Source organism: Streptosporangium sp. NPDC000239, assembly GCF_040300765.1.
Taxonomy (GTDB): domain Bacteria; phylum Actinomycetota; class Actinomycetes; order Streptosporangiales; family Streptosporangiaceae; genus Streptosporangium.
The window spans coordinates 183622-204560 of the sequence record NZ_JBEPEI010000001.1; the positions used below are offsets into that span (position 1 = coordinate 183622).

Here is a 20939-nt window from a genome sequence, read left to right on the forward strand (position 1 = left end):
GTACGGGCTCACACGGGTGCGTTCACCGGGGCAGCAGCCGGTCGAAGAAGCGGTCGAGCGGCGCCACGTGCCGCTCCGGGTCCCGCCACCGGGCGGCCACGCTGTCGGGCAGGTGCAACTCGCCGGTCAGCACGCCGTTCCTGAAGACCCGTACCGCCGGATGGATGGCCCCGCCTCCGGCGCCGCGGGTCACCCCCTCGGGCAGCGGGAGCCGCTCGGCCCCCAGCGCGACGGCCTCCAGGTCGTCGGGGCCGGGCTCCCTGCTCTGCCACAGGCCGATGGTCACCAGATCTCCGAAGCGCTCGACGGCGTAGTCCTCGGGAAGCTCCTCGTAGCACTCGATGCCGTGCTCGGTGATCACCAGGGCGTCGACCAGGTAGCCCGCCTGCGCCCACAGGGCCGAACTGCGGTTGACCCGGTCGAGGACCGTCCCGGTCAGCGCGGGCCGGGGGACGGGGGTGCGCGGCAGCCGTACCCCGTCGTAGCGCTCGGCGAGCAGGCGGCTGAGCGTGCGCAGGTTGTAGCGGAAACCGTAGATGAACGCCGAGGAACCCCGCCTGGCGTCCCGGGCCTGCATCATGGTGCCCGCCACGTAGAGCCCGGGGAGACCGGCCGACTCCCAGTCGGAGGTGAGCGCGGGCAGCCTCCCGCCGGGGAGGGTCCGCAGCTCGTCGGCGAACACCTCGGTGTCCATCCGGAAGCCGGTGCAGCGCAGCACCGCGTCGTACTCCAGCCTCTCCGGGCCGCCGCCCGCGTGGTTGTGGACGACGTCGGCGGTGTAGACCGCGCCGTCGAAGGAGATCCGCTCGACCGAGCAGTCGAGCAGCGCGTGCAGCGAGCTGAAGTGGTGGCTGTCGAGCAGCGTGCCGTGACAGCCGCGCACGTCCCCCGGATGCCGGGAGTTCCAGGCGAGCCTGACCGGTCTCGGGCTGGCCAGATGGATCACCGAGGCGTGGTCGCGCAGCGCGTGCGCCGTCTCGAAGGCCGCGTTGCCCTTGCCCAGGATCAGCACCCGTTTGCCGAGGAACGACTCGGGATCGACCGTCATGTCCTCATACCCCTCGGCGTGCTCGATGCCGGGGATGTCGGGAACGTACGGCCCGCCCCATCCGCAGGCCCAGATCAGGCACTCGGCCTGGAACTGGCCGCCGCCCTCCGTTTCGAGCCGGAACCCCTCCTCCTTGCAGGTCACCCGGCTGATCCCGGTGCCGAAGGCGACCCGCAGGTCGTGGGTGGTGTGGAAGTCGGCGAGATAGCGCCGCAGATCGTCGGGGGAGGGGAAGTAGTCGTCGCTGTAGGCGGGGAACAGCAGGGACGGATCGTCGCTCAGCAGCGAGTTCCAGTCCCAGCGCAGCCTGAGCTCCGGATCGTCTGACCAGTCCCGGGCCCTGTTGATCGAGATCAGCCGCCGGTGCCGGGGAAAGCGGGCGAAGAAGTCACCCGCGGACCGCTCCCGCTCGACGATCACGTAGTCGGCGCCCCGTTCCTGCAGGAAGTAGCCGATCTGCAACCCCGCGGGCCCGGCGCCGACCACGACGTAACGATGTTCCTGGATCACGGGGCCGGCCTTTCTGGAGGTTGTACGGGCCCATGTGGGATACCCACCTCCGGCGAGGAGTCATCCCCGTGTGTCTCGTCCCGGCGCGTACGGCTCAGGCGAGCAGGGCGACCAGCGCCTCGCCCTTCGCGGTCGCCCTGACGCGTACGTGGCGGCCGTGTCGCTCGCGGTCCAGCAGTCCCGCGGCCTCAAGCTGGGCACAGTGGTAGGTCGCCGCGGCGGGGGTCGAGCGCAGCAGGGAGGCGACCTCGCTCATGGTGAGCGAGGCCCCGGCGGCCCGCAGGATGGCGGCACGGGCCTGCCCCAGGGTGAGGGCCAGGGAGTCGGGCGGGGCGTCCTTCTGGTCGCCGTCGTCCCACAGCACCCCCAGCGCGGGCAGCGGGTAGCCGATCCACACCATCCCGGGATCGTCGAAGGCGAAGATGCTCGCGCCGTTGCCCGACACGATCGGCACCAGGGCGAGCCGACGTCCGGCCAGGTCGAACCGCTTGGCCTGCTGGTCGGGAAGGCCGAGCGTGGTGCCGGAGAAGTGGAAGCGCGGGCTGAGGTTGCCCATGACCGTCTCAAGGCGGTCGGTGACCGTGGCGGCCCCGATCCGCTCCCGCTCCCGCTTGAGCAGGCTGTCCGCCCGGCGCCAGACCGGCCTGAACTCCTGCCACAGCACGCGCATGAGGTGCGAGTAGGCGTGGATCCACGCGCCGGGGCGTTCGACGACGGGCCGCCACTGGGCGGGGACGGCAGGCTGGAACTCCGTTTCGAGTTCGGCGAGCAGGGTGTCGGGGGAGAGGTCGGCCAGCCGCTCCAGATGGGTGTCGGCGTCGGGTTCCGACATCGAGACCGCCGGGCTGACGCAGTCGGGGATGACCGAGAAGGACGGGGCGAACAGCGGGCGCAGCACCTCGGCCGCGTTGCGCGGGGCGGCGGACATGACCGCCTTCTGCCAGTGCCGTGGGACGCCGTGTGGACGGCCCCCCAGGGTCCCGGCCGTCAGCGACAGCAGCGTGGCCCCGGGATGGAGCACGACCGAAACCTTGACCTCGTCCAGGCGCCCGAGGCGGAGTTCGGAAAACCCCTGCATAGGGTGCTCCCCTTTCGGTGCTTCCGCGGTGGATGTCCCGTCCCGCTGAAGCCATATTTTTGTCCCGATCCCGGGAGTGCGCACCTTTTAAGGATCATTTTAATGATTGTGGTTGATTTTGCCGTTCGCGATGCTTGTTCTGCGCGGCTCGAACGGGGGTGCCTCCCGTCCGGTCCGTGCGCGGGGCAGGAGGGGATCATGCGTTTCACGGGGGTTCGTACGGTTTCCTGAGCTCCGGGGGTGCTCGCCGGGGGATGACGGTGAGCGCCGTCCGGTGCCGGAGGTGACCGTCCCGCTCGACGTACCGGTACAGCCATGCCGGTACGGCCGCGCAGGTCGCGGCGAGTGGCGGGACGGGCGGGGCGCCGGTCGCCGAGGCCCGGCGAGCGCGTGGCTCCATCGCGCGCCCGAACACGGCACCGGCGCCGCAGGGGGCGGCGGACGGCTCGCCCATGAGGGATGCGGCGGGCCCAACACCGCCGTCCGCGGCCGTGTCAGCCGCCTGACGGCGTGAGCCCGAAGGGAGCCGTCAGCAGGACACGGCCGAGCGGTACGACCCCGCGGGGGCGTGGGGGCCGTACCGCCTGAACGGCGTCGCTCAACGGAGCGACGCCGTTCAGCCGTTCTTCGGGGCTCCCGGGGGTTCCTGGGTAACCAGACTTTCAGGGATATATCCCGAAAATACGTATTAAAAGCCACAGGGTGGCGGCGGTGGCTCGGGGGAAAAATCCCTAGATCGCTTTTCTGGGATGCATGTACCCCACAAAAGATCACGAATACCCTTACGTCAATATATAAAAGCGATCATGAAGGCTGTCAGTCCGGAACGGAAGAATGCCCGCGTTCGCCCACAGGTCCCTTCGCCCAGGCGGCACCGGCTCTTCCTGGCCGTCCTGCTGGTCGCGGTGGCGCTGCGTGTTCTCACCGTCATGGGCTACTCGCCGGTCGTGTGGTTCGAGGACTCCTTCGACTACGTGGGCGTCGCCGAACGGCCGCAGCCCTACGAGGTCCGTCCCAGCGGCTACTCCCTGCTGCTGTGGCTCCTGCGACCGCTGCACAGCTTCGCCGCCGTCGCGATCCTCCAGCATCTGATGGGGCTGGCGACCGGGACGGCGATCTACGCGCTCGTCCGCCGCAGGGCGGCCGGGACACGGGCGGGGTGGGCGGTGCTCGCAGCCACCCCCGTCCTTCTCGACGCCTACCAGATCTTCTTCGAGCACACGATCCTGAGCGACGTCCCCTTCACGTTCCTGGTGGTCGTCGCCGTCGCGGTCGTGCTCTGGACGCCAGGGGTCACCCCCGGCCGCGCGGCCACGGCCGGGCTGCTGCTGGCCGTCGCGGCGCTCACCCGCTCGATCGGGCTCGTGCTGCTCCCGCTGCTCGCCGCCTACCTCCTGGTCGCCCGCGCGGGCGCCCGAGCCCTGCTCACGGCGCTGGTCGCGGTCGCGGTCCCGCTCGGCGGCTACGCCGCGTGGTACGGCGCCTGGCACGGCACCCCCGCGCTCAACGGGGGCAACGGCGTGTGGCTGTGGGCCAGGACCATGCCGTTCGCCGACTGCCGGAGGATCAGGCCGCCGCAGGAGGAGGCCGTCCTGTGCCCGTCCCAGCCGGTCGGTTCGCGCCCGGCCTCGCCGTACTTCATCTGGTCGGACTGGTCGCCCCTGCGCCGGGTGCCCGGCCACCCCGTCGTCACCCGCGCGGACCTGTTCCAGCCGAGGATCGACGCCCTGGCGGGAGACCTGGCCCGGCGCGCCGTCCTCGCCCAGCCGCTGGACTATCTCCGGGTGGTCGGTGAGGATCTGCGCAGGACGCTGAGCTGGCGAAGAGGACCGGTGCCGGGTGCGGCGCCGGTCGTCTACAACCGTTACGTCCTGCCCAACACCGAAGGTCCGTTGCCCGACGGGGTCAGGATCCCCGGTGGAGGCATCAGGGCCGACCTGCTGGCCTACGGGCACGGACGGCCGGAGACCCGGGTCGTCGAGCCCGCGGCGGGGGTGATGCGTGCCTACCAGTCCTTCGGCTTCCTGCCCGGACCGCTGTTCGGCGCCCTCGCGGCGGGAGCCCTCCTGGCCTGCGCGACCCGTCTCATCCCGAACACCCGAGCCCGGAGCGCCCGAACCTGGCGAGCCCGGATCCGAGGCGTCGGAATCCAGGGCGTTCGAACCCGGAGCGCCGAAAGCCAGGGTGCCGAAAGCCGGTTCGCCCAGAGCTCGGACGCCCCGGGCTCGGGCACCCGGGATCCGGAGGCTCAAGATTCGGAGACCCGGGGTTCGGAGACCCGGGGTTCGAAGGTGCAGGGTTCGGAGACGGGCAGGAGAGCCACACCGGCCGGGGCGTTGCCGTTGGCCATGGCATTCGCCCTCATCGTGTGCCCGGTGGCCGTCACCGCCTACGACAGCAGGTACTGGCTGCCCGCCGTCCCGCTGCTCTGCCTGGCGTTGAGCCTCGCCCTCACCGAACGCCGCCCCGAACCGTCCCGGTGAAGGCCACGAAGGCCATGACGGCCCATGACCCACACCTTCGTCCGTGACGTCTCAGGGTGCCTCTCGGACCTCCGGGGGCGGACGCGATCCGCGCCGCACGCACTCCGCCGCACGGGACGGCGCCGGGTCAGGCGCGCAGACGCAACCCCCTGGGGGTCGGGTGGAATCCGGCGGATTCGAGGGCGGCACCCAGCGGGGAGTCGTTGATGGCGGTGCCGTCGGCCCGTTCGACGGTCAGTTTGCCCAGCGCCCCGTCGCGTACGGCCAGCGCGAGGGCGTCGACCGCGGGCTGCAGGACGTCGCCGTCGGCGAAGGACAGCAGGGTCCTGCCACCGCGTTCCACATAGAGAACCAGGTGCCCGTCGACCAGCACCACCAGGGAACCCGCCTTCCTGCCCGGTTTGTGAGACACCTCTCCCGGGTGCGCGGGCCACGGCAGGGCGGCGCCGTACGGGTTGGCCGGGTCGGTCGCCGCCAACACGACCGCCCGCCGCGAGGCCTCACCCCGTGGCACCGCACCCTGTGACATCGCACCCCTCGGCCCTCCGCCCCGAGCTCCCCAGGACCCTCCGCCCCACTCGCTCTCACCCCCGGGGTCCATGACCGGCGGGCCGGTCCGCCACGGGTCCGAAGACACCCCGGCGGCCGGATCGTCGAGCGAGGTGGCGGGCGGGACGGCGGATGGGGAGACGGGCGGGCGGACGGGCGGTGCCGAGGTCGCGCGCATCCGGTCGACCGCGCCGGCCAGCGCGAACTGCGCCCCGCCGAGCCCCTCGACGAAGTAACCCCTGCGGCACCGGCCGCTCTCCTCGAAGGCGCGCAGCACGGGATAGACCGCGGCGAACCCACCGGGCAGCCGTTCGGCGGCGACCGCGCCACGGGTCACCACGCCGTGCCGTTCCAGCAGGACCTCCGCCTGGGCGTGCGCGCGCTGGGTCGCGTCCTGCGACGGGGCGGGCAACGACCACCAGCGCCCGCCGACGGTCGGCGGGCCGCTCCGGCTGGGAAGCACCGCGCGCCTGCTGCGCGAAGGCGCCCTGCGGTGGGCGGGACGCCCGGTGCCGAGCGTGGCGCGCAGCGGCGCGAGCGTGTCACCGGTGATCCGCCCCGCCCACACCAGGTCCCACAGCGCGGCGGCGAGCGCGCCGTCGTCCGGGACCGCGCCCGGCATCAGGGAGCCGACCCGGCCGGACAGGTCGCGGAAGAACAACGCGCCCCCGCCGTTCAGGACGTCGAGCACCCGCTCGTGCACCGGTGTCATGGTGATCTCCACCGGATCGGGCATCAGCAGCGGGGCGGTGTCGGCGAAGTACAGCGCGACCCAGCCGTCTCCACCGGGCAGCGACCCCTGACCCGCCCAGACGACCTCGCCGGAGGAGGTCAGCTCGTCGAGCATCGAGGGGTCGTATCCGGGCACCCGCGAGGGCAGGATCAGCGTCTCCAGCGCGGAGGCGGGCACCGCCGCCCCCTGCAACTGCTCGATGGCCCCGGCCAGCGCGTCGATGGGCGGCCTGCCCCGCTGCTGACCGCCGGTGATGCCGTGCCAGGCGGGGGAGAAGGCGGCCAGGGCCTCCGGGGGAACCGGCTCGACCTCCTTGCGGAGCCTGGCCAGCGACCTGCGGCGCAGGGTCCGCAGCACCCCGCCGTCGCACCACTCCTCACCCCGGCCCCCGGGCCTGAACTCCCCGTTCACCACCCTGCCGTGGACGGCCAGGCGGCGCAGCGCGTCGGTGACGACGGCGGGCCCGAGACCGAACCTCGCGGCGGCGGTGTCCGCCGAGAACGGCCCGCGCGTACGGGCGTGCCTGGAGACGAGATCGCCGAGGGGGTCCTCGACCGGTTCGAGGAACACGTGCGGCACCCCGACGGGCAACGGCGCGCCGAGCGCGTCACGCAGCCGGGCGGCGTCCTCGATCGCCGCCCACTGCTCCTGCCCGGCGATCCGCACCCTGATCGCCCGCCTGGCGGCCTCAAGCGCGCCGAGCCAGGCCGGGTCGCCCTCACGCAGGCTCACATCCGCCGCGACCAGCGGGCCGTGTGAGCGGAGCAGGTCGGCCAGGTCCTCGGCGTCGCGCAACGGCCGGTCGAGCCGTGCGAGCTCCCGCTCGGTGTCGGCGATCACGTCGGGGTCGAGCAGCTCACGCAGGTCGGCCTGGCCGAGCAACTCGGCCAGCAGGCTCGTGTCGAGGGCGAGCGCCTGGGCCCGGCGCTCCGCCAGCGGGGCGTCCCCCTCGTACATGAACGCGCCCACGTAGTTGAACATCAGCGACGCCGCGAACGGCGACGCCTGCCCGGTCTCGACCTCGACCAGCCGCACCCGCCTGGCCGCGATGTCGCGCATGAGCCCGGCCAGCCCGGGGACGTCGAACACGTCCTGCAGGCACTCGCGCATCGTCTCGAGCACCACGGGGAAGGAGGCGTATCTTCCGGCGACGTCGAGCAGGTGCGAGGCCCGCTGCCGCTGCTGCCACAGCGGGGTGCGCCTGCCAGGCGTGCGCTTGGGCAGCAGCAGCGACCGGCCCGCGCACTCGCGGAAACGCGCCGCGAACAGCGCCGAACCGCCGAGCTCCTCGGTGACGATCCGTTCGATCTCGTCGGGGTCGAAGACCGCGATGTCCGAGGGAGGCCCGGAGAGCGTGTCGGGAACGCGCAGCACGATGCCGTCGTCGGAGTGCACCGCCTGGACGTCGGTGCCGTAGCGCTCCCGCAGCCGTCGCCCGATCGCCAGGGCCCACGGCGCGTGCACCCTGGCGCCGTACGGCGAGTGCACCACGACCCGCCAGTCGCCGAGCTCGTCGTGGAACCGCTCGACCAGCAACGTCCGGTCATCCGGCACGTAACCGGTCGCCTCCCGCTGCTCGGCCAGGTAGGACAGCAGGTTCGCGGCGGCGAGCTCGTCGAGCCCGGCCGCCCGGATGCGGGACAGGGCGGCCTCGCGCGCCGCGTCGCCGCCCCCCTCCGAACCCCGCCCCGGCCTCCGCCGCCTCCGCGTCGTGTCGGCCGGGTCCGGGCCGCCGGAGGCGGACGACTCCGTGGTCTTCCCGCCGCCCGAGTCCGCGCCCGCGGCGGACATCTCACGCAGGAACTCGCCGATCGCCCTGCCCAGCTCGGCAGGGCGGCCCGCGCTGTCACCGTGCCAGAAGGGCAGCTTGCCCGGCCGGCCCGGGGCGGGGGAGACCAGGACCCGGTCGGCCGTGATGTCCTCGATCCGCCACGAGGTCGCGCCCAGCACGAACACGTCCCCGGCGCGGGACTCGTAGACCATCTCCTCGTCCAGCTCGCCCACCCGGGAGGACTTCTCCCCGGCGAGGAACACGCCGAACAGCCCCCGGTCCGGGATCGTGCCCCCGTTGGTCACCGCCAGCCGCTGGGAGCCGGGGCGCCCGCTCAGCGTGCCCGTGACCCGGTCCCACACGACACGCGGCCGCAGCTCGGCGAACTCCTCGCTGGGGTAACGCCCGGCGAGCATGTCGAGCGTCGCCTCAAGCGCGCTGCGGGGCAGCCCGTGGTACGGCGCGGCACGCCGTACCACCGTCTCCAGCTCGTCGACCGTCCAGTCGTCGAGCGCCGTCATCGCCACGATCTGCTGGGCCAGCACGTCGAGCGGGTTGCGCGGGTAGCGCAGCTCCTCGATCCGCCCGTCGCGCATCCGCTCGGCGACCACGGCGGTCTGGACCAGGTCGCCCCGGTATTTGGGGAAGATCACGCCACGGGAGACGGCCCCGACCTGGTGACCGGCCCTGCCGATGCGCTGCAGGCCGCTGGCCACGCTCGGCGGCGACTCGACGCAGGCGACCAGGTCGACCGAGCCCATGTCGATGCCGAGCTCCAGGCTGGAGGTCGCCACCACCGCGGGCAGCCGCCCCGACTTCAGAGCCTCCTCGATCTGGGAACGCTCCTGCTTGGAGACCGAGCCGTGGTGGGCCCGCACGATCTCAGGGAGGGCTCCCTTCGAGGCACCGGCCTGCGCCATCATCGCCGCCGGGGTCGCCAGGGAGGCCGGGGGCGCGGGGGCGCCGGGGGGAGTGGGGAAGCCCTCGGCCCAGTGGGCGGGCTCCCCGGCCTCCGGCTCCGGCTGGGAGCCCGCCCCGTGCTGCCAGGCCAGCTCGTTGAGGCGGGTGCACAGCCGTTCGGCCAGCCGCCGCGAGTTGGCGAACACGATCGTCGAGCGGTGCCGCCCGATCAGGTCGAACAACCGCTCCTCGACGTGTGGCCAGATGGAGCGTCTGGGCGCGGGACCGGCCGGCCACCGCTCCTCGTCGGCGGGGTCGGCCGGCCGTACCGGGGCGTCGAGCTCGGTCATGTCCTCGACGGGGACGACGACCTCGACCTCGATCACCTTGTCCGAGGGCGGCTGGACCACCACGGCGGGCTTCCCGCCGCCGAGGAAGGTGGCGACCTCGCTCACCGGGCGCACCGTCGCCGACAGCCCGACGCGCTGGGCGCGGCGGGCGAGCAGGGCGTCGAGCCGTTCGAGGCTGAGGGCCAGGTGCGCGCCGCGCTTGGTCGCCGCGACCGCGTGCACCTCGTCGAGGATGACGGTCTCGACCCCGCGCAGCGCCTCACGGGCCTTGCTGGTCAGCAGCAGGAACAGCGACTCCGGGGTGGTGATGAGGATGTCGGACGGTTTGGCGGCGAAACGTCTGCGCTCCTCGGCGGAGGTGTCGCCCGAGCGGATCGCCACCGAGATCTCCGGCACCGGGAGCCCGAGCCGCCGGGCGGTCTGCCGCAACCCGGCCAGCGGTGCCCTGAGGTTGCGCTCGACGTCGACCGCCAGCGCCTTGAGCGGGGACACGTAGAGCACCCGGCACCGCCGGGAGGGCTCCTCCTCCGTCCGTTCCTCCGCCCGCGCCGCCAACCGGTCGAGTGACCACAGGAACGCGGCCAGGGTCTTGCCCGACCCCGTCGGCGCGACCACGAGAGTGTCGTCGCCCCGGGCGATGGACGCCCACGCGCCCTCCTGCGCGGCGGTCGGGGCGGAGAAGGCTCCGGTGAACCACTGCCTGGTCACGGGGGTGAAGAGACTGAGCGCCCCGCCCATGGGATCGGTGTCCGCCTCACGCACGTGAGATCGCCCCCTCGTCTCGTCCCGGCCGGACGGCCCGGCCACCGCTCCATGGTGCACGGCGCCACCGACAGAATCCGTCCCACTCCCTCACCCCACTGATAGGGGGAAAGATCACAATAAGTCGTCCTTAATAGCTTTTATCCAAATTTGTGATGCCAGCCGGGGCCCGGAAGTGGGGCATGAGTCAGAAAAGGTTCATCCACCATCAAGGCGGAGATAGATCCCAGGTGAGCAACCAAGCCGGTGAGCGTGCGCGATGAGCATCGACCACCCCGCCATCGAGGCGGCACGTGAACGAATCAGGGCGGAGCACCTCAGGGATCACCGTCCGCCGAGCAGCGTCAGAGGCCTGCACCACGTCGCGCTGCTCTGTTCGGACGTCGAGACCACGATCGCCTTCTATCAGGACCTGCTGGAGTTCCCCCTCACCGAGATCGTCGAGAACCGCGACTACCGAGGCTCGAACCACTTCTTCTTCGACGTGGGAAACGGCAACCTGCTGGCCTTCTTCGATTTTCCCGGCCTGGACGTCGGCCCCTACCGGGAGGTGCTCGGCGGCCTGCACCACATCGCCCTGTCCGTCGATCCGGCCACCTGGGAACGACTGCGCGGCAAGCTGGAGGCCGCCGGGGTACCGCACCAGATCGAGAGCGGCGCCTCCATCTACTTCCGGGACCCCGACGGCACCCGCCTGGAACTGCTCGCCGACCCCCTCGGCGAGATGTACGGCTCACACGTCCTGTGACGGGGGCCTTCCCGGGTGGGAAGGCCCTTGCGCCCTGACAGGTCGTGGATCCGCGCCCCCGTCGGACACCGGACGGTCGCGGCCCTGGGAATGCCGTGAAACACGGGAAACCGCCTGCTCTCCCGTCTTCGGTTCGGAAAGGCCGCACCTGAGAGGAGTTTTCGCGTGACGCGTCCTCGTTTCCATGCTCCCGGTGTGAAGTCCGGAGAAACGCCCGGATAGTACGGCCGTCGCGTTGATCTGGAGGAATGCGTATCTCGGAAGAACGTGGTCTTCGGTAGCATGGCGTGCGCTCTGTCATTCGGTCATGTCATGACCAAAAGCGCGGATAGGGTGAACTGAATCGCCGCCGAAGGTCCTTGGCCGGTCCTTTCGCGCGCCGGAAACCGCCGAAGGGGAAACCATGGTCGAGCGCGTCCCATGGATTCCCGTGACATATGCGGATCTCGTTCCGGTTTCCCGTCCGCCTGACCGCGCAGGCGACCGCGGAGTCCAAGGTCCCGCACCTGGCCGCGCACCTTTCCCGAAAGGCCCAGCCCGGCCCCCTCATCCTTCTCTCCGGGACACCGATGTCGTTCTCCTCCTCCTTGTTCCTGTGGTTCTTCATGCCGGTCACGCTGCTGGCCTACTGGGTGCTCCCCTCGCACTGGCGCAACTCCCTCGTCGCGGTGGTCAGCCTGGTCTTCTACACCTGGGGGGCGGGGCCGTACACGGCGTTGCTGCTGTCGGTGATCGCCGTGAACTACGCCATGGGCCTCGCCCTGGACTCGGAGCGGCTCAGGGAACGTCCGCGGACACGCAGGGGCCTGCTGGTCACGACGATCGTGTGGGACCTCACGATCCTGGGGGTGTGGAAGTACGCCGGGTTCGCCAGCCGTCAGATCGACGCCCTGTCGAGCGCCCTGGGACTGGGGCACAGCCCGATCGTGAGCCTCGCCCTGCCGATCGGCATATCGTTCTTCACCTTCCACCACCTGTCCTACGTGGTGGACGTCTACCGGCGCAGCAGGCCAGCCCAGCGGAGTCCGGTGCGGTTCGTCACCTACATCGCGATGTTCCCCCAGCTCATCGCCGGGCCGATCGTCCGGTACCACGAGATCTCCGAGCAGCTCTCCGACACCCGGCGTGACCGGTACGCCGACTTCGCCGCGGGCTTCCCCCGGTTCGCCCTCGGGCTGGCCAAGAAGGTGATCGTCGCCGACACGATCGCCCCGGTCGCGGACGCCGCGTTCGCCCACGCCGGAGGCCAGATCACCACCCCGACCGCCTGGCTGGGGGCCGTGGCCTACACGCTCCAGATCTACTTCGACTTCTCCGGATACTCCGACATGGCCATCGGCCTGGGCATGATGCTGGGCTTCCGGCTTCCGGAGAACTTCGACCGGCCGTACTCGGCGTACTCGGTGACGGACTTCTGGCGGCGCTGGCACATGTCCCTGTCCCGCTGGTTCCGCGACTACGTCTACATCCCGCTCGGCGGCAACCGCCGGGGCACCCTGGTCACCTACCGCAACCTGCTGGTCATCTTCGTGCTCTGCGGCTTCTGGCACGGCGCCAACTGGACATTCCTCGTCTGGGGTCTGTACCACGGAGGCCTGCTGGTCGCCGAGCGGCTGCTGGGCTGGGACCGCCCGCCGGGCACCGTCACGACCGCGGTGCTGCGTCGTGCCGTGACCTTCCTGCTGGTCGTGGTCGGCTGGGTGTTCTTCCGGGCGGAGACGATGACCGGGGCGGTCGACGTCCTCCAGGCGATGTTCGGCTGGCGGCCCGGCGGCCTGGACGAGTTCACGGCCTTCGCGCTCAACCACCAGCGGACGCTCACCCTCGCGCTGGCGCTGGGCGTGGTGCTGCTGCCGGCCTCGTTCACACTCGGCCGCCTGGTCGAGGCGGGGCGGGGCCGTACGGCGGTGGCGGCGCGCGTCGTGGTGACGTGGGTGGCCGCCCCCTACTCCGCCGTCCTGGTCGCCGCGGGCACCTTCAGCCCGTTCCTGTACTACCAGTTCTGAGAGAGAGGCCGTCGATGACCGCAGTCGAGACCGAACCGGCGACCTCGGGGACCCGGCCCCGTCGCCTCCGGGGGCGGCTGCCGACGCTGCTTGCGGCGGGGCTGTTCTTCTTCGGGCCCGCGCTGGCCTTCGCCCTGGGAGACCGGGCCGTCGAGATCGAGAACCGGAGACTGCCGGAGTTCCCCTCACTGTCGGAGGGCTGGGACCTCATCCCGAAGGCCGAGTCCTGGGCGGTGGCCCACCTGCCGCTGCGGCAGTACGCCATCCGTGGCAACGCCGCCCTGTCGGAGGGGGTGTTCGGCCAGCTCCCGTCGTACAACACCGGCAGGAAACCGACCTATCCCCGGGCGATCGAGGGCCGTAACGGCTGGCTCTACTTCGGGGACGACGTGATCGAGGCGTGCGGGCCGCGCTGGAGCGTCGCCGAGACCCTGGAGCGGACACGAAGGCTGGCCGAGATCGTGCGGAGATCGGGCAGGAGGTTCGTGCTCACCGTCGCGCCGGACAAGACCACCGCCTATCCCGACGAGCTCCCGGAGCGCTTCCTCGGCCAGGGATGCCTGCAGAGGCGCAAGAAGGAGTTCTGGGCGGCGCTTGAGGCGGCCCGCCCGCCCGGCTACATGGACCTGCGGGGCCCGCTCCAACGACTGCGCGTGGAGACCGGCGCGCCGACCTACTGGCGGACCGACAGCCACTGGAACGAGCGTTCGTGCGGACTGTACGGCACGACACTGGCCCAGACGCTCGACCCCCGGCTGGCGCGGGGAACGAGCCTGGTCAAGGTCGGGCAGGAGCCCAGGGTCGGCGACCTCGGGCCGATGCTGGGCACGCCACGCGAGGAGGTCATCGACCGGTGGTCCCTGGTCAGGCAGGGGGTACGGCGGACCAAGCAGGACGACACGCAGCTGCCCACCTCCTTCAGCACGGCCAACGCCTCCTCCGGGGCGCCGCTGTACGAGCCGAGGACCCTGCTCGTCGGTGACTCGTTCACCCGTAACTCGCTGCCGTGGATCACGCCGTACTTCGCGGACCTGACCTATCTGCGCAGTGACGCGCCCGCCAAGGCGGGACCCGGGTACGTCGCGGAGAAGGTCGCCGGGAGCGAGACGGTGGTGTTCGAGATGGTGGAGCGCTACTTCGTCGGCGGGCACGGGGAGATGCTGGACGACGCGACCCTCGCCGCGATCGAGAAAGCGCTGCGCTAGCCTCTCCGTCCTCGCGATTCGATCAGGATCCGAACATCCGTAAAGGAGTGCCGAAAGCGTTTTTGTATATGGCGTCATGTCGCCCGTGCGGCGGGCGGCCCTTTCCCGTTCGGAGGGTGATGGCTTTATCACGGCTCGTGATGAATGTTCGGTCGTCGCCTCCGTGGAATCGGATTTCTCTCGTGGGACGGGGGGACGGGCGCGGGCCACGGCGGGGCTCCTCGATCCATGGCGTCCGGCACCCGTGGCCGGGGTCATACTTGGGGGATGCGCCTGTCGGATTTCTGGGACCGGATGAAACTGCACTTCGGTGACGCCTACGCCGAGTCGTGGGCTCGCGACTACATCCTGGCCGAGCTGGGCGGCAGGACGGTGGACCAGGCGCTCGCCGACGGTTTCGCGGCCAAGGACGTCTGGCGGGCGGTGTGCGGGGTGATCGACGTCGCCCCCCGCCTGCGCTGAGGGCCCCGCCCCGGCCTCCGGGGTGCCTTCGTTCCCGGGCCGTGGGTTTCGCGCGAAACGCCGCCGGATATGGCCGCCCCTTTCCCTGCACCGATCTTGAAGCGTGTTCCCCGGGCGGACGGGCCGGTCACCGGAAAATTTCCGGGACGTGTCAACTAGCTGGGTAAATAAGCGCTTCGTGATCGTCCCGCCCATCACATGGGTGAGCGGGCCTCGCCGGCCATGCCGAACTTCGTATGGTTCCTCGTGTTGATCGACTTTTCTCGTAAGGCCGCCACCTGGCCGAATATCGTTCCGGTCGCAAATAGCGAGGGTTAAGTCACAAAAATTGGTAGATACATTGCGATCGCACTGTTGTATACCCGAGGTATGCGTATCCGGATAGTGGGGGTCTGTCCGCTGTGTCTCTTGTCGACCGCGAGCCGACCCGCCCCATGACCCATGGTCCGCCCGTCAGGGACGGGCCCGCCGGGAGGGCGCCCCGGCCGACACACGCGCGCGGCCTCCGCGTGCGGCGGCCGTACCTCGTGATCTGGAACCTTCGCGATCTCCTGACGGCCCGTGCGCGGGCCGTGCCCTCAGGCACGCAGGACGAGAGCCGCCGAAACCGCGATTTCCCAGGCCAGATACGGTGACGATGAAGAATGCCACCCAGAAGAAGACGGTCCTTCTGGCCGAGAGCCGCACGCTTCTCCGGATCGGACTGAGGGAGATCCTCGACGAGACCGGAGACATGGCGGTGACCGGTGAGACGACCGACTCGACGGACACCATCCGCAGCATCCGCGATCTGTGCCCCGAGGTCGTCGTGATGGGACCGCTCAGCGACTGCGCCGACTCCGTCGAGGCGACCAGGAAGATCGTGGCGGAGCTCCCCGGCGAGACCCCTCGCTTCCTCGCGCTCGTCGACGCCTGGGACGCCCGCTCCCTCGACATGGCCGAGCCCGAGGTGGGAGGTCTGCTGTTCACCAACGCCTCGGCCGAGGAACTGCGTGCCGCGATCAGGATGCTGTCCGCCGGATACTCCTTCCTGGCCCCCGAGGCGTGCCAGCGGACCGTCAGGACCGCCGCGACGGGATCGCCCAGGACGCCGCCGGTGACCGACATGACCAGCAGGGAACTGGACGTATTGCGCCTGCTGGCCCGTGGCTACACCAACGCGGAGATCTCCAGGGACCTGTCACTCAGCGAGAGCACCGTCAAGTCCCACGTCCAGAACGTGCTGCACAAGAAACACCTGCGCAACAGGGCGGGCGCGGTGATCTACGCCTACGAGACGGGCCTGATGAAGGTCGGGGAGAACCCCGTCCACCTGTCCCGCAGGAGGTATCCGCAGGAGGAACGCAGCCGGGCGGCCAACGCGTAACGGGAGGTCAGTCCACTTGCCCGCCCATTGGCACTTTCGCGAGATCATGCCGCTTGCCACGATGACACCCCGTGACGTTCATACGAGACAAGGCCGACAGGCGGCGCGGCATGATCGGTGCGGCGACCGCGATGTTCTGCGTCGGCACACTGACGGGGGTCTCTCCCGCGCTCCACGGCTATCCCGTGTACGGCGGGCAGGCGGTGCGCTACGCCGTCGGCGCGGTCCTGCTGTTCGCCGTCGTCAAAGCCAGGCGGCTGCCACCGGTCAGGCTGACCCGCCGCGAGATCCTTCTCGTCGCCGCCCTGGCCCTGGTCGGGCTGGCGGCGTTCAACGTGTTCGTGGTCGAGTCGACCCGCTACGCCGACCCGGCGATGGTCGGCACGATCGTGGCCACCGTCCCCATCGTCTTCGCGGTCGCCACACCGCTCATGGAGGGCAGGAGGCCGACCCCGCACGTCGTGGTCGCGGCGGTCGTGGTCGCCACGGGGGCGGCCGTCACGATCGGCCTGGGCGGCGCGACGCTCGTCGGGGTGCTGCTCGCGCTCGGCGCGCTCGGCGGGGAGGTCGGCTTCTCACTGCTGGCGATCCCGCTCCTGCCGAAACTCGGCGCCGTCAGGGTCGCCGCCTACTCGGCCGCCGCCTCCGTGCCGCTGCTGCTGATCGCCGGGGCCGTCGTCGACGGACCGCGAATGCTGCGGACGCCCACGCCCTCGGAGGCGGGGGCGCTGGCCTACCTCGCCGTCGTGGTCACCGCCTTCGCGTTCTTCTGCTGGTACGACGCGCTGCCCCGGCTCGGCGCGGAACGGGCCGGCCTGTTCTCCGGCTTCCTGCCGCTGGGCACCATCGTCGCCGCCGTCGTCCTGGGGACGGGCCACCCCGGCTGGCCGGAGTTCGCCGGGGCCGCCCTCGTCGTCGTGGGCCTGCTGATCGGGCTACAGCCGACGGGCCCCTCCATCTCGACGGCGGGCCGTCAGCCGGTCGAGCAGCGAGAGTAACGGGGCCGTCGCGGCGGTCGTCACCAGCGCCATGACCACCAGCACGACGAACAGCCGTTCGCTGAGCATCCCCAGGGCGAGCCCGAGGTTGAGCACCACCAGCTCCGTCAGGCCCCTGGCGTTGAGAAGCACTCCGAGCGAGGCCGAGTCGGGCCAGCTCAGCCCGGTCGAGCGGGCCATCAGCATCGGACCGGCCAGCTTGCCCAGCATCGAGACCACCACGACGAGCACGGTCACGCCGAGCAGTGAGGCGTCGAGCCCGCTGCGCCAGACGTCCGTGCGCAGCCCCGTGCCCACGAAGAAGAACGGCAGCAGCAGAAGCCCCGAGACGGAGTTGATCCGCTCGGTCAGCCGGGACAGGGATCCGGAGGGACAGCACAGGCCGTACAGGAACGCGCCGAAGATGGCGTGAATCCCGATCGCCGAGGTCACCGCGGAGGAGGCGAGCAGGCCCGCCAGCAGCACCAGCAGGCGTATCTCCGGCCGGTCCTCAAGCGCGGTGAGAATCCTGGCCAGCCAGGGACGGACCAGCCAGGTCATCACGACGCCGTAGGCGAGCACCAGCGTCACGGTGAGCGCCGCCCTGACCGGGGTGTCCCGGCCCGCGACCGCGGTCATCACGGCGATCAGGCACCAGGCGACCACGTCGGCGATCGCCGCGCACAACATGCTCAGCCTGCCCAGCGGGGTACGGAACATGTCCCGTTCGACCAGGATGCGGGCGAGCACCGGGAAGGCGGTGATCGACAGGGCGGAGCCGAGGAACATCGCGAAGACCACCGGGCTGGCCTGAGGGCCGGCCCAGTCGCGATACAGCAGGCTCGCCAGGAGCGCGCCGCCGAGGAAGGGACCCGCGATGCCCGCGTGGGCGATCGTCACGGCGGCCCCGCCCTGACCGCGGAAGGAGGTCTGCCTCGTCTCCTGGCCGACCACGAACATCAGGGCGATCAGCCCAAGGTCGGCCAGGCCCTGCAGGACGGGACGCACCTCGGCGGGGAAGAGCCAGGCGCTCACGCCGGGCAGCAGCGCGCCGAGCACCGAGGGCCCGAGGCAGAGCCCGGCGAAGATCTCCCCGACGACGGGCGGCTGCCCCACGCCCCTGGCCAGCCGTCCGAAGAGCCTGGCGGCCAGGATGACCACGGCTATCGCGGCGAACAGCTGGACGCTGTGCTCGACGGGACCGGAGGCGGAGGGCACCGGCCGCGCCGTGCCCGCCGAGGTCCCCAGCATCACCAGCAGGCCCACGGCCGCCAGCGCGGGCAGGATCGCGGTCAGGACGTAGACGGCGGCGCCCGCCCCGCGGCGTGAGACGGGGGCCCCCGACGGGCGGGGATCGAGCTCGACCGTGCCCGTGGGCGTCGGCGTCATCGTGCCTCCGAGGTGAGCAGACGGCGGTGGATCTTGCCGTTCGGTGTCCTGGGCAGCTCGTCGACGTGCCGGACGGCGTCGACGATCATGTGCCGGGGCAGCGAGGCCGCGCAGTGGCGCTTGATCTCCAGCAGGTTCGGGCGCTCGGCCCCAGAGGGCACCAGGTAGGCGACCAGCCTGGCGTCGATGCCGCTGCCGGTCAGCACGACCGCCGCGTCGCCGACGGCGGGATGGGCCTGCAACACCGCCTCGATCTCGCCGATCTCGACCCGGTACCCCCGGATCTTGACCTGTCCGTCACGCCTGCCGAGGAAGCGGTAGTCGCCGTCGTCCTGCAGCAGCACCAGGTCACCCGTCGCGTACGGCCCGGCCTGCGGCGCGGAGCCCCAGTACCCCAGCATCACCGTCGGCCCGTCGACGACCAGCTCACCCTCCTCGCCGGGACCTGCCACGCCCCCGTCCTGCCTGACCGCCCACACCCGGTCACCGGAACAGGCCCGCCCGATGGGGACCGGCGTGGTCCTGTCCCCGGCCACCTCGCCGACCTCGTGGAAGGTGCACACGTTGGTCTCCGTCGGTCCGTACAGATTGAGCATGCGCACCCCGGGCAGGTGCTCACGGAGCCTGCGCAGATGCGTCACCGGGTACGGCTCGCCGGCGAACAGCAGCGCGCGCAGCGCCGAGGGGCGCGCGTCGAGCAGCCCGCCGTCGCGGGCCATCAGGATCAGCGCCGAGGGCACCGAGTACCACACGGTGATCCGCCGGTCCAGCAGGAAGTCGACCAGCAGGCGCGGGGCGTAGGCCGTCTCCTGCGGGATCAGGTGCACCGAGGCCCCCGCGTGGAAGGCGACGTACAGGTCCAGCACCGACAGGTCGAAGTGGAAGGGGGCGTGGTTGGCGAAGCGGTCTGCGGGGACGGCCCCGAGCTCGGCGGCGGCCCAGCCGACGAAGGCCAGCGCGTTGCGGTGTGACAGGCAGACGCCCTTCGGCACGCCGGTCGAGCCCGAGGTGTACAGGATGTAGGCCAGGTCGTCGGCCGTCCCGTCCGGCTCCGGCAGCGGCGGCGGGGTGCCCTCGGGTCCCGGGCCGGGCGCCGGGACGTCCACGCCGTTGAGCTCCAGCGTCCGCAGGCGCTCGGGGGAGGTGACCACGGCGCGCGGCGCGCAGTCCCGCACCAGGTGGACGGCCCGCTCGACCGGGCTGAGCGGATCGACGGGCACGTAGGCGGCCCCCAGACGCAGCACCGCCTGGGTCGCGACCACGGCCCGCGCCGACTTGTCGAGCCAGAGCGCCACCCGGTCGCCCCGCCGTACGCCGGTCGCGGCCAGCGCGTGCGCCAGGCGGTCGGCCTCGGCGTCCAGCTCGCCGTAGGTCAGGGCGGCGTCCGGCCCGGCGACGGCGAGCGCCTGCGGGGCGCGGCGGGCGCTCCGGCGGACGAGTTCGTGCAGTCTCACAGCCCCAGCTCCTTGACGATCTGTTCGAGCTGGATCTCCGTGGTGCCGGAGAAGACGGTCGAGGGCAGCGCGTCCCGCAGCGCGCGCTCCACCCCCGCCTCGCCGCGGATGCCCGCCCCGCCGAAGATCTGCACGGCGTCGAGACCGGCCTGCACCGCGCCCTCGCTGACCGCGAGCTTGGCCATCGCGACGTCGAGTACGGCGCGCTCGCCCCGGTCGAGCCGCCAGCAGGCCCGCCACAGCAGCAGCCGTGCCGCCTCAAGGCGCAGCCGCAGCCGCGCGATGCGGTGCGAGACCGCCTGGTTGTCGGAGACACGGCGGCCGAACTGCCTGCGCTCCCCGGAGTGCTCGACGACCGCGTCGAGCAGCCGTTCGGTCAGGCCCAGGTAGCCGGCGAACAGGCAGGTGCGCTCCCAGCGCATCGAGGACTGGAAGATCGCCGCCCCCTGCCCCCGCACACCGAGCATGGCGTCCGCCGGGACACGGCACCCGTCGAGCCGGACCCGCGCGGCGGGGACGCTCTCCAGCCCCACCTTGCGGAACGGCTCACCGACGGTCAGTCCCGGCGTGCCGCGTGACACGGCGAACGCGCTGACCCCCATGTGCCCGAAGGCCGGGTCGGTCGAGGCGTAGACCGTGAAGACGTCCGCGATCGGCGCGTTGCTCACGAAGGACTTGACCCCGGTGATGACGTAGTCGTCGCCGTCGCGGACCGCGCGCGTCGTCATCGCGGTGACGTCCGAGCCCGCCTCGTCCTCGGTGATCGCGTTGGCGCCGACCAGTTCGCCGGAGCACAGGCCGGGGAGCGTCGCCGCACGCAGCTCCGCGCCGCCGTGCTCGGCGATGGGCATCGCGCAGGCGAACAGGTGCGCCATGGTGGCGAAGACCAGCCCCATGTCCTGGCAGCCCCGGCCGAACGCCTCCACGGTCAGCGCCGTGTCCAGGAAGCCGAGTCCGCCGCCGCCGTACTCGGCGGGCACGGACAGGCCCGTCAGGCCCAGCGCCGCGCACCGCCCCCAGTCCTCACGGGTGAGGAACCCGTTCTCGGTCACCGGCCATGTACGTGTCTTTTCCCGGACCAGCTCGTATCGCTCCCGCTGGTCGGAATCCCAGGCGAAATCCACGCTCGGAAGCTTAGGATCGGCCGC

General features: G+C 71.4%; 14 protein-coding genes. 7 read left to right on the forward strand and 7 right to left on the reverse strand.

The window, feature by feature from the left end:
- Positions 1-22 precede the first annotated feature (22 nt).
- From ABT340_RS00765 to ABT340_RS00775, 3 genes are all read right to left on the reverse strand, one after another.
- Positions 23-1558 (reverse strand): NAD(P)-binding domain-containing protein, encoded by a 1536-nt coding sequence (locus ABT340_RS00765; protein ID WP_352008532.1) that lies wholly within the window; start codon positions 1556-1558, stop codon positions 23-25.
- A 94-nt stretch (positions 1559-1652) separates the two neighbouring features.
- Positions 1653-2636: a MarR family transcriptional regulator gene (locus tag ABT340_RS00770; protein ID WP_352008533.1), complete on the reverse strand. Its 984-nt coding sequence runs from the start codon at positions 2634-2636 to the stop codon at positions 1653-1655.
- A 205-nt stretch (positions 2637-2841) separates the two neighbouring features.
- Positions 2842-3090 carry a hypothetical protein gene (locus tag ABT340_RS00775; protein WP_352008534.1) on the reverse strand — a complete coding sequence of 83 codons (249 nt, stop codon included), beginning with the start codon at positions 3088-3090 and terminating at the stop codon, positions 2842-2844.
- A 352-nt stretch (positions 3091-3442) separates the two neighbouring features.
- Here ABT340_RS00775 and ABT340_RS00780 point away from each other — a divergent pair, with 352 nt between their 5' ends.
- A complete protein-coding gene (locus ABT340_RS00780; RefSeq protein WP_352008535.1) occupies positions 3443-5119 on the forward strand; it encodes a hypothetical protein in 1677 nt (558 codons plus the stop codon).
- Between the two features lie 127 nt (positions 5120-5246).
- Here ABT340_RS00780 and ABT340_RS00785 read toward each other — a convergent pair whose 3' ends face one another.
- On the reverse strand, positions 5247-10160 hold the full coding sequence (locus tag ABT340_RS00785) for an ATP-dependent helicase (RefSeq protein WP_352009437.1): 4914 nt from the start codon (positions 10158-10160) through the stop codon (positions 5247-5249).
- Between the two features lie 283 nt (positions 10161-10443).
- On the opposite strand from ABT340_RS00785, the gene ABT340_RS00790 reads away from it, so the two are divergent.
- The 6 genes from ABT340_RS00790 (at position 10444) to ABT340_RS00815 (ending at position 16969) form a co-directional block, all read left to right on the forward strand.
- The gene (locus tag ABT340_RS00790; RefSeq protein WP_352008536.1) at positions 10444-10932 is read left to right on the forward strand and encodes a VOC family protein; all 489 of its coding nucleotides are present in this window, start codon (positions 10444-10446) and stop codon (positions 10930-10932) included.
- 437 nt (positions 10933-11369) lie between these two features.
- On the forward strand, positions 11370-12938 hold the full coding sequence (locus ABT340_RS00795; RefSeq protein WP_352008537.1) for an MBOAT family O-acyltransferase: 1569 nt from the start codon (positions 11370-11372) through the stop codon (positions 12936-12938).
- Between the two features lie 14 nt (positions 12939-12952).
- Positions 12953-14143 carry an alginate O-acetyltransferase AlgX-related protein gene (locus ABT340_RS00800; RefSeq protein WP_352008538.1) on the forward strand — a complete coding sequence of 397 codons (1191 nt, stop codon included), beginning with the start codon at positions 12953-12955 and terminating at the stop codon, positions 14141-14143.
- 267 nt (positions 14144-14410) lie between these two features.
- The gene (locus ABT340_RS00805; protein ID WP_352008539.1) at positions 14411-14605 is read left to right on the forward strand and encodes a DUF3046 domain-containing protein; all 195 of its coding nucleotides are present in this window, start codon (positions 14411-14413) and stop codon (positions 14603-14605) included.
- 637 nt (positions 14606-15242) lie between these two features.
- Complete coding sequence (locus tag ABT340_RS00810; protein ID WP_352008540.1) at positions 15243-15971, forward strand: response regulator transcription factor; 729 nt, start codon at positions 15243-15245, stop codon at positions 15969-15971.
- Between the two features lie 71 nt (positions 15972-16042).
- Positions 16043-16969, forward strand: coding sequence for a DMT family transporter (locus tag ABT340_RS00815; protein WP_352008541.1), 927 nt, complete (start codon positions 16043-16045; stop codon positions 16967-16969).
- Here ABT340_RS00815 and ABT340_RS00820 read toward each other — a convergent pair.
- From ABT340_RS00820 to ABT340_RS00830, 3 genes are read right to left on the reverse strand one after another with little or no spacing between them, the layout of a single operon-like run.
- Positions 16907-18337, reverse strand: coding sequence for a cation:proton antiporter domain-containing protein (locus tag ABT340_RS00820; protein WP_352008542.1), 1431 nt, complete (start codon positions 18335-18337; stop codon positions 16907-16909). The genes ABT340_RS00815 and ABT340_RS00820 overlap by 63 nt on opposite strands.
- Positions 18334-19791 carry an amino acid adenylation domain-containing protein gene (locus ABT340_RS00825; protein ID WP_352008543.1) on the reverse strand — a complete coding sequence of 486 codons (1458 nt, stop codon included), beginning with the start codon at positions 19789-19791 and terminating at the stop codon, positions 18334-18336. Before ABT340_RS00825 ends, ABT340_RS00820 begins: the two co-directional genes overlap by 4 nt.
- On the reverse strand, positions 19788-20915 hold the full coding sequence (locus ABT340_RS00830) for an acyl-CoA dehydrogenase family protein (protein ID WP_352008544.1): 1128 nt from the start codon (positions 20913-20915) through the stop codon (positions 19788-19790). The genes ABT340_RS00825 and ABT340_RS00830 overlap by 4 nt, the downstream gene beginning before the upstream one ends.
- Positions 20916-20939 lie beyond the last annotated feature (24 nt).

Excerpts from the sequence above, each read along its gene's own strand:
- ABT340_RS00790 (WP_352008536.1), top strand. The coding sequence starts at position 10,444 with ATGAGCATCGACCACCCCGCCATCGAGGCGGCACGTGAACGAATCAGG.
- ABT340_RS00810 (WP_352008540.1), top strand. The coding sequence starts at position 15,243 with ATGAAGAATGCCACCCAGAAGAAGACGGTCCTTCTGGCCGAGAGCCGC.
- ABT340_RS00800 (WP_352008538.1), top strand. The coding sequence starts at position 12,953 with ATGACCGCAGTCGAGACCGAACCGGCGACCTCGGGGACCCGGCCCCGT.
- ABT340_RS00770 (WP_352008533.1), bottom strand. The coding sequence starts at position 2,636 with ATGCAGGGGTTTTCCGAACTCCGCCTCGGGCGCCTGGACGAGGTCAAG.
- ABT340_RS00780 (WP_352008535.1), top strand. The coding sequence starts at position 3,443 with ATGAAGGCTGTCAGTCCGGAACGGAAGAATGCCCGCGTTCGCCCACAG.
- ABT340_RS00775 (WP_352008534.1), bottom strand. The coding sequence starts at position 3,090 with ATGGGCGAGCCGTCCGCCGCCCCCTGCGGCGCCGGTGCCGTGTTCGGG.
- ABT340_RS00805 (WP_352008539.1), top strand. The coding sequence starts at position 14,411 with ATGCGCCTGTCGGATTTCTGGGACCGGATGAAACTGCACTTCGGTGAC.
- ABT340_RS00795 (WP_352008537.1), top strand. The coding sequence starts at position 11,370 with ATGCGGATCTCGTTCCGGTTTCCCGTCCGCCTGACCGCGCAGGCGACC.
- ABT340_RS00785 (WP_352009437.1), bottom strand. The coding sequence starts at position 10,160 with ATGGGCGGGGCGCTCAGTCTCTTCACCCCCGTGACCAGGCAGTGGTTC.
- ABT340_RS00820 (WP_352008542.1), bottom strand. The coding sequence starts at position 18,337 with ATGACGCCGACGCCCACGGGCACGGTCGAGCTCGATCCCCGCCCGTCG.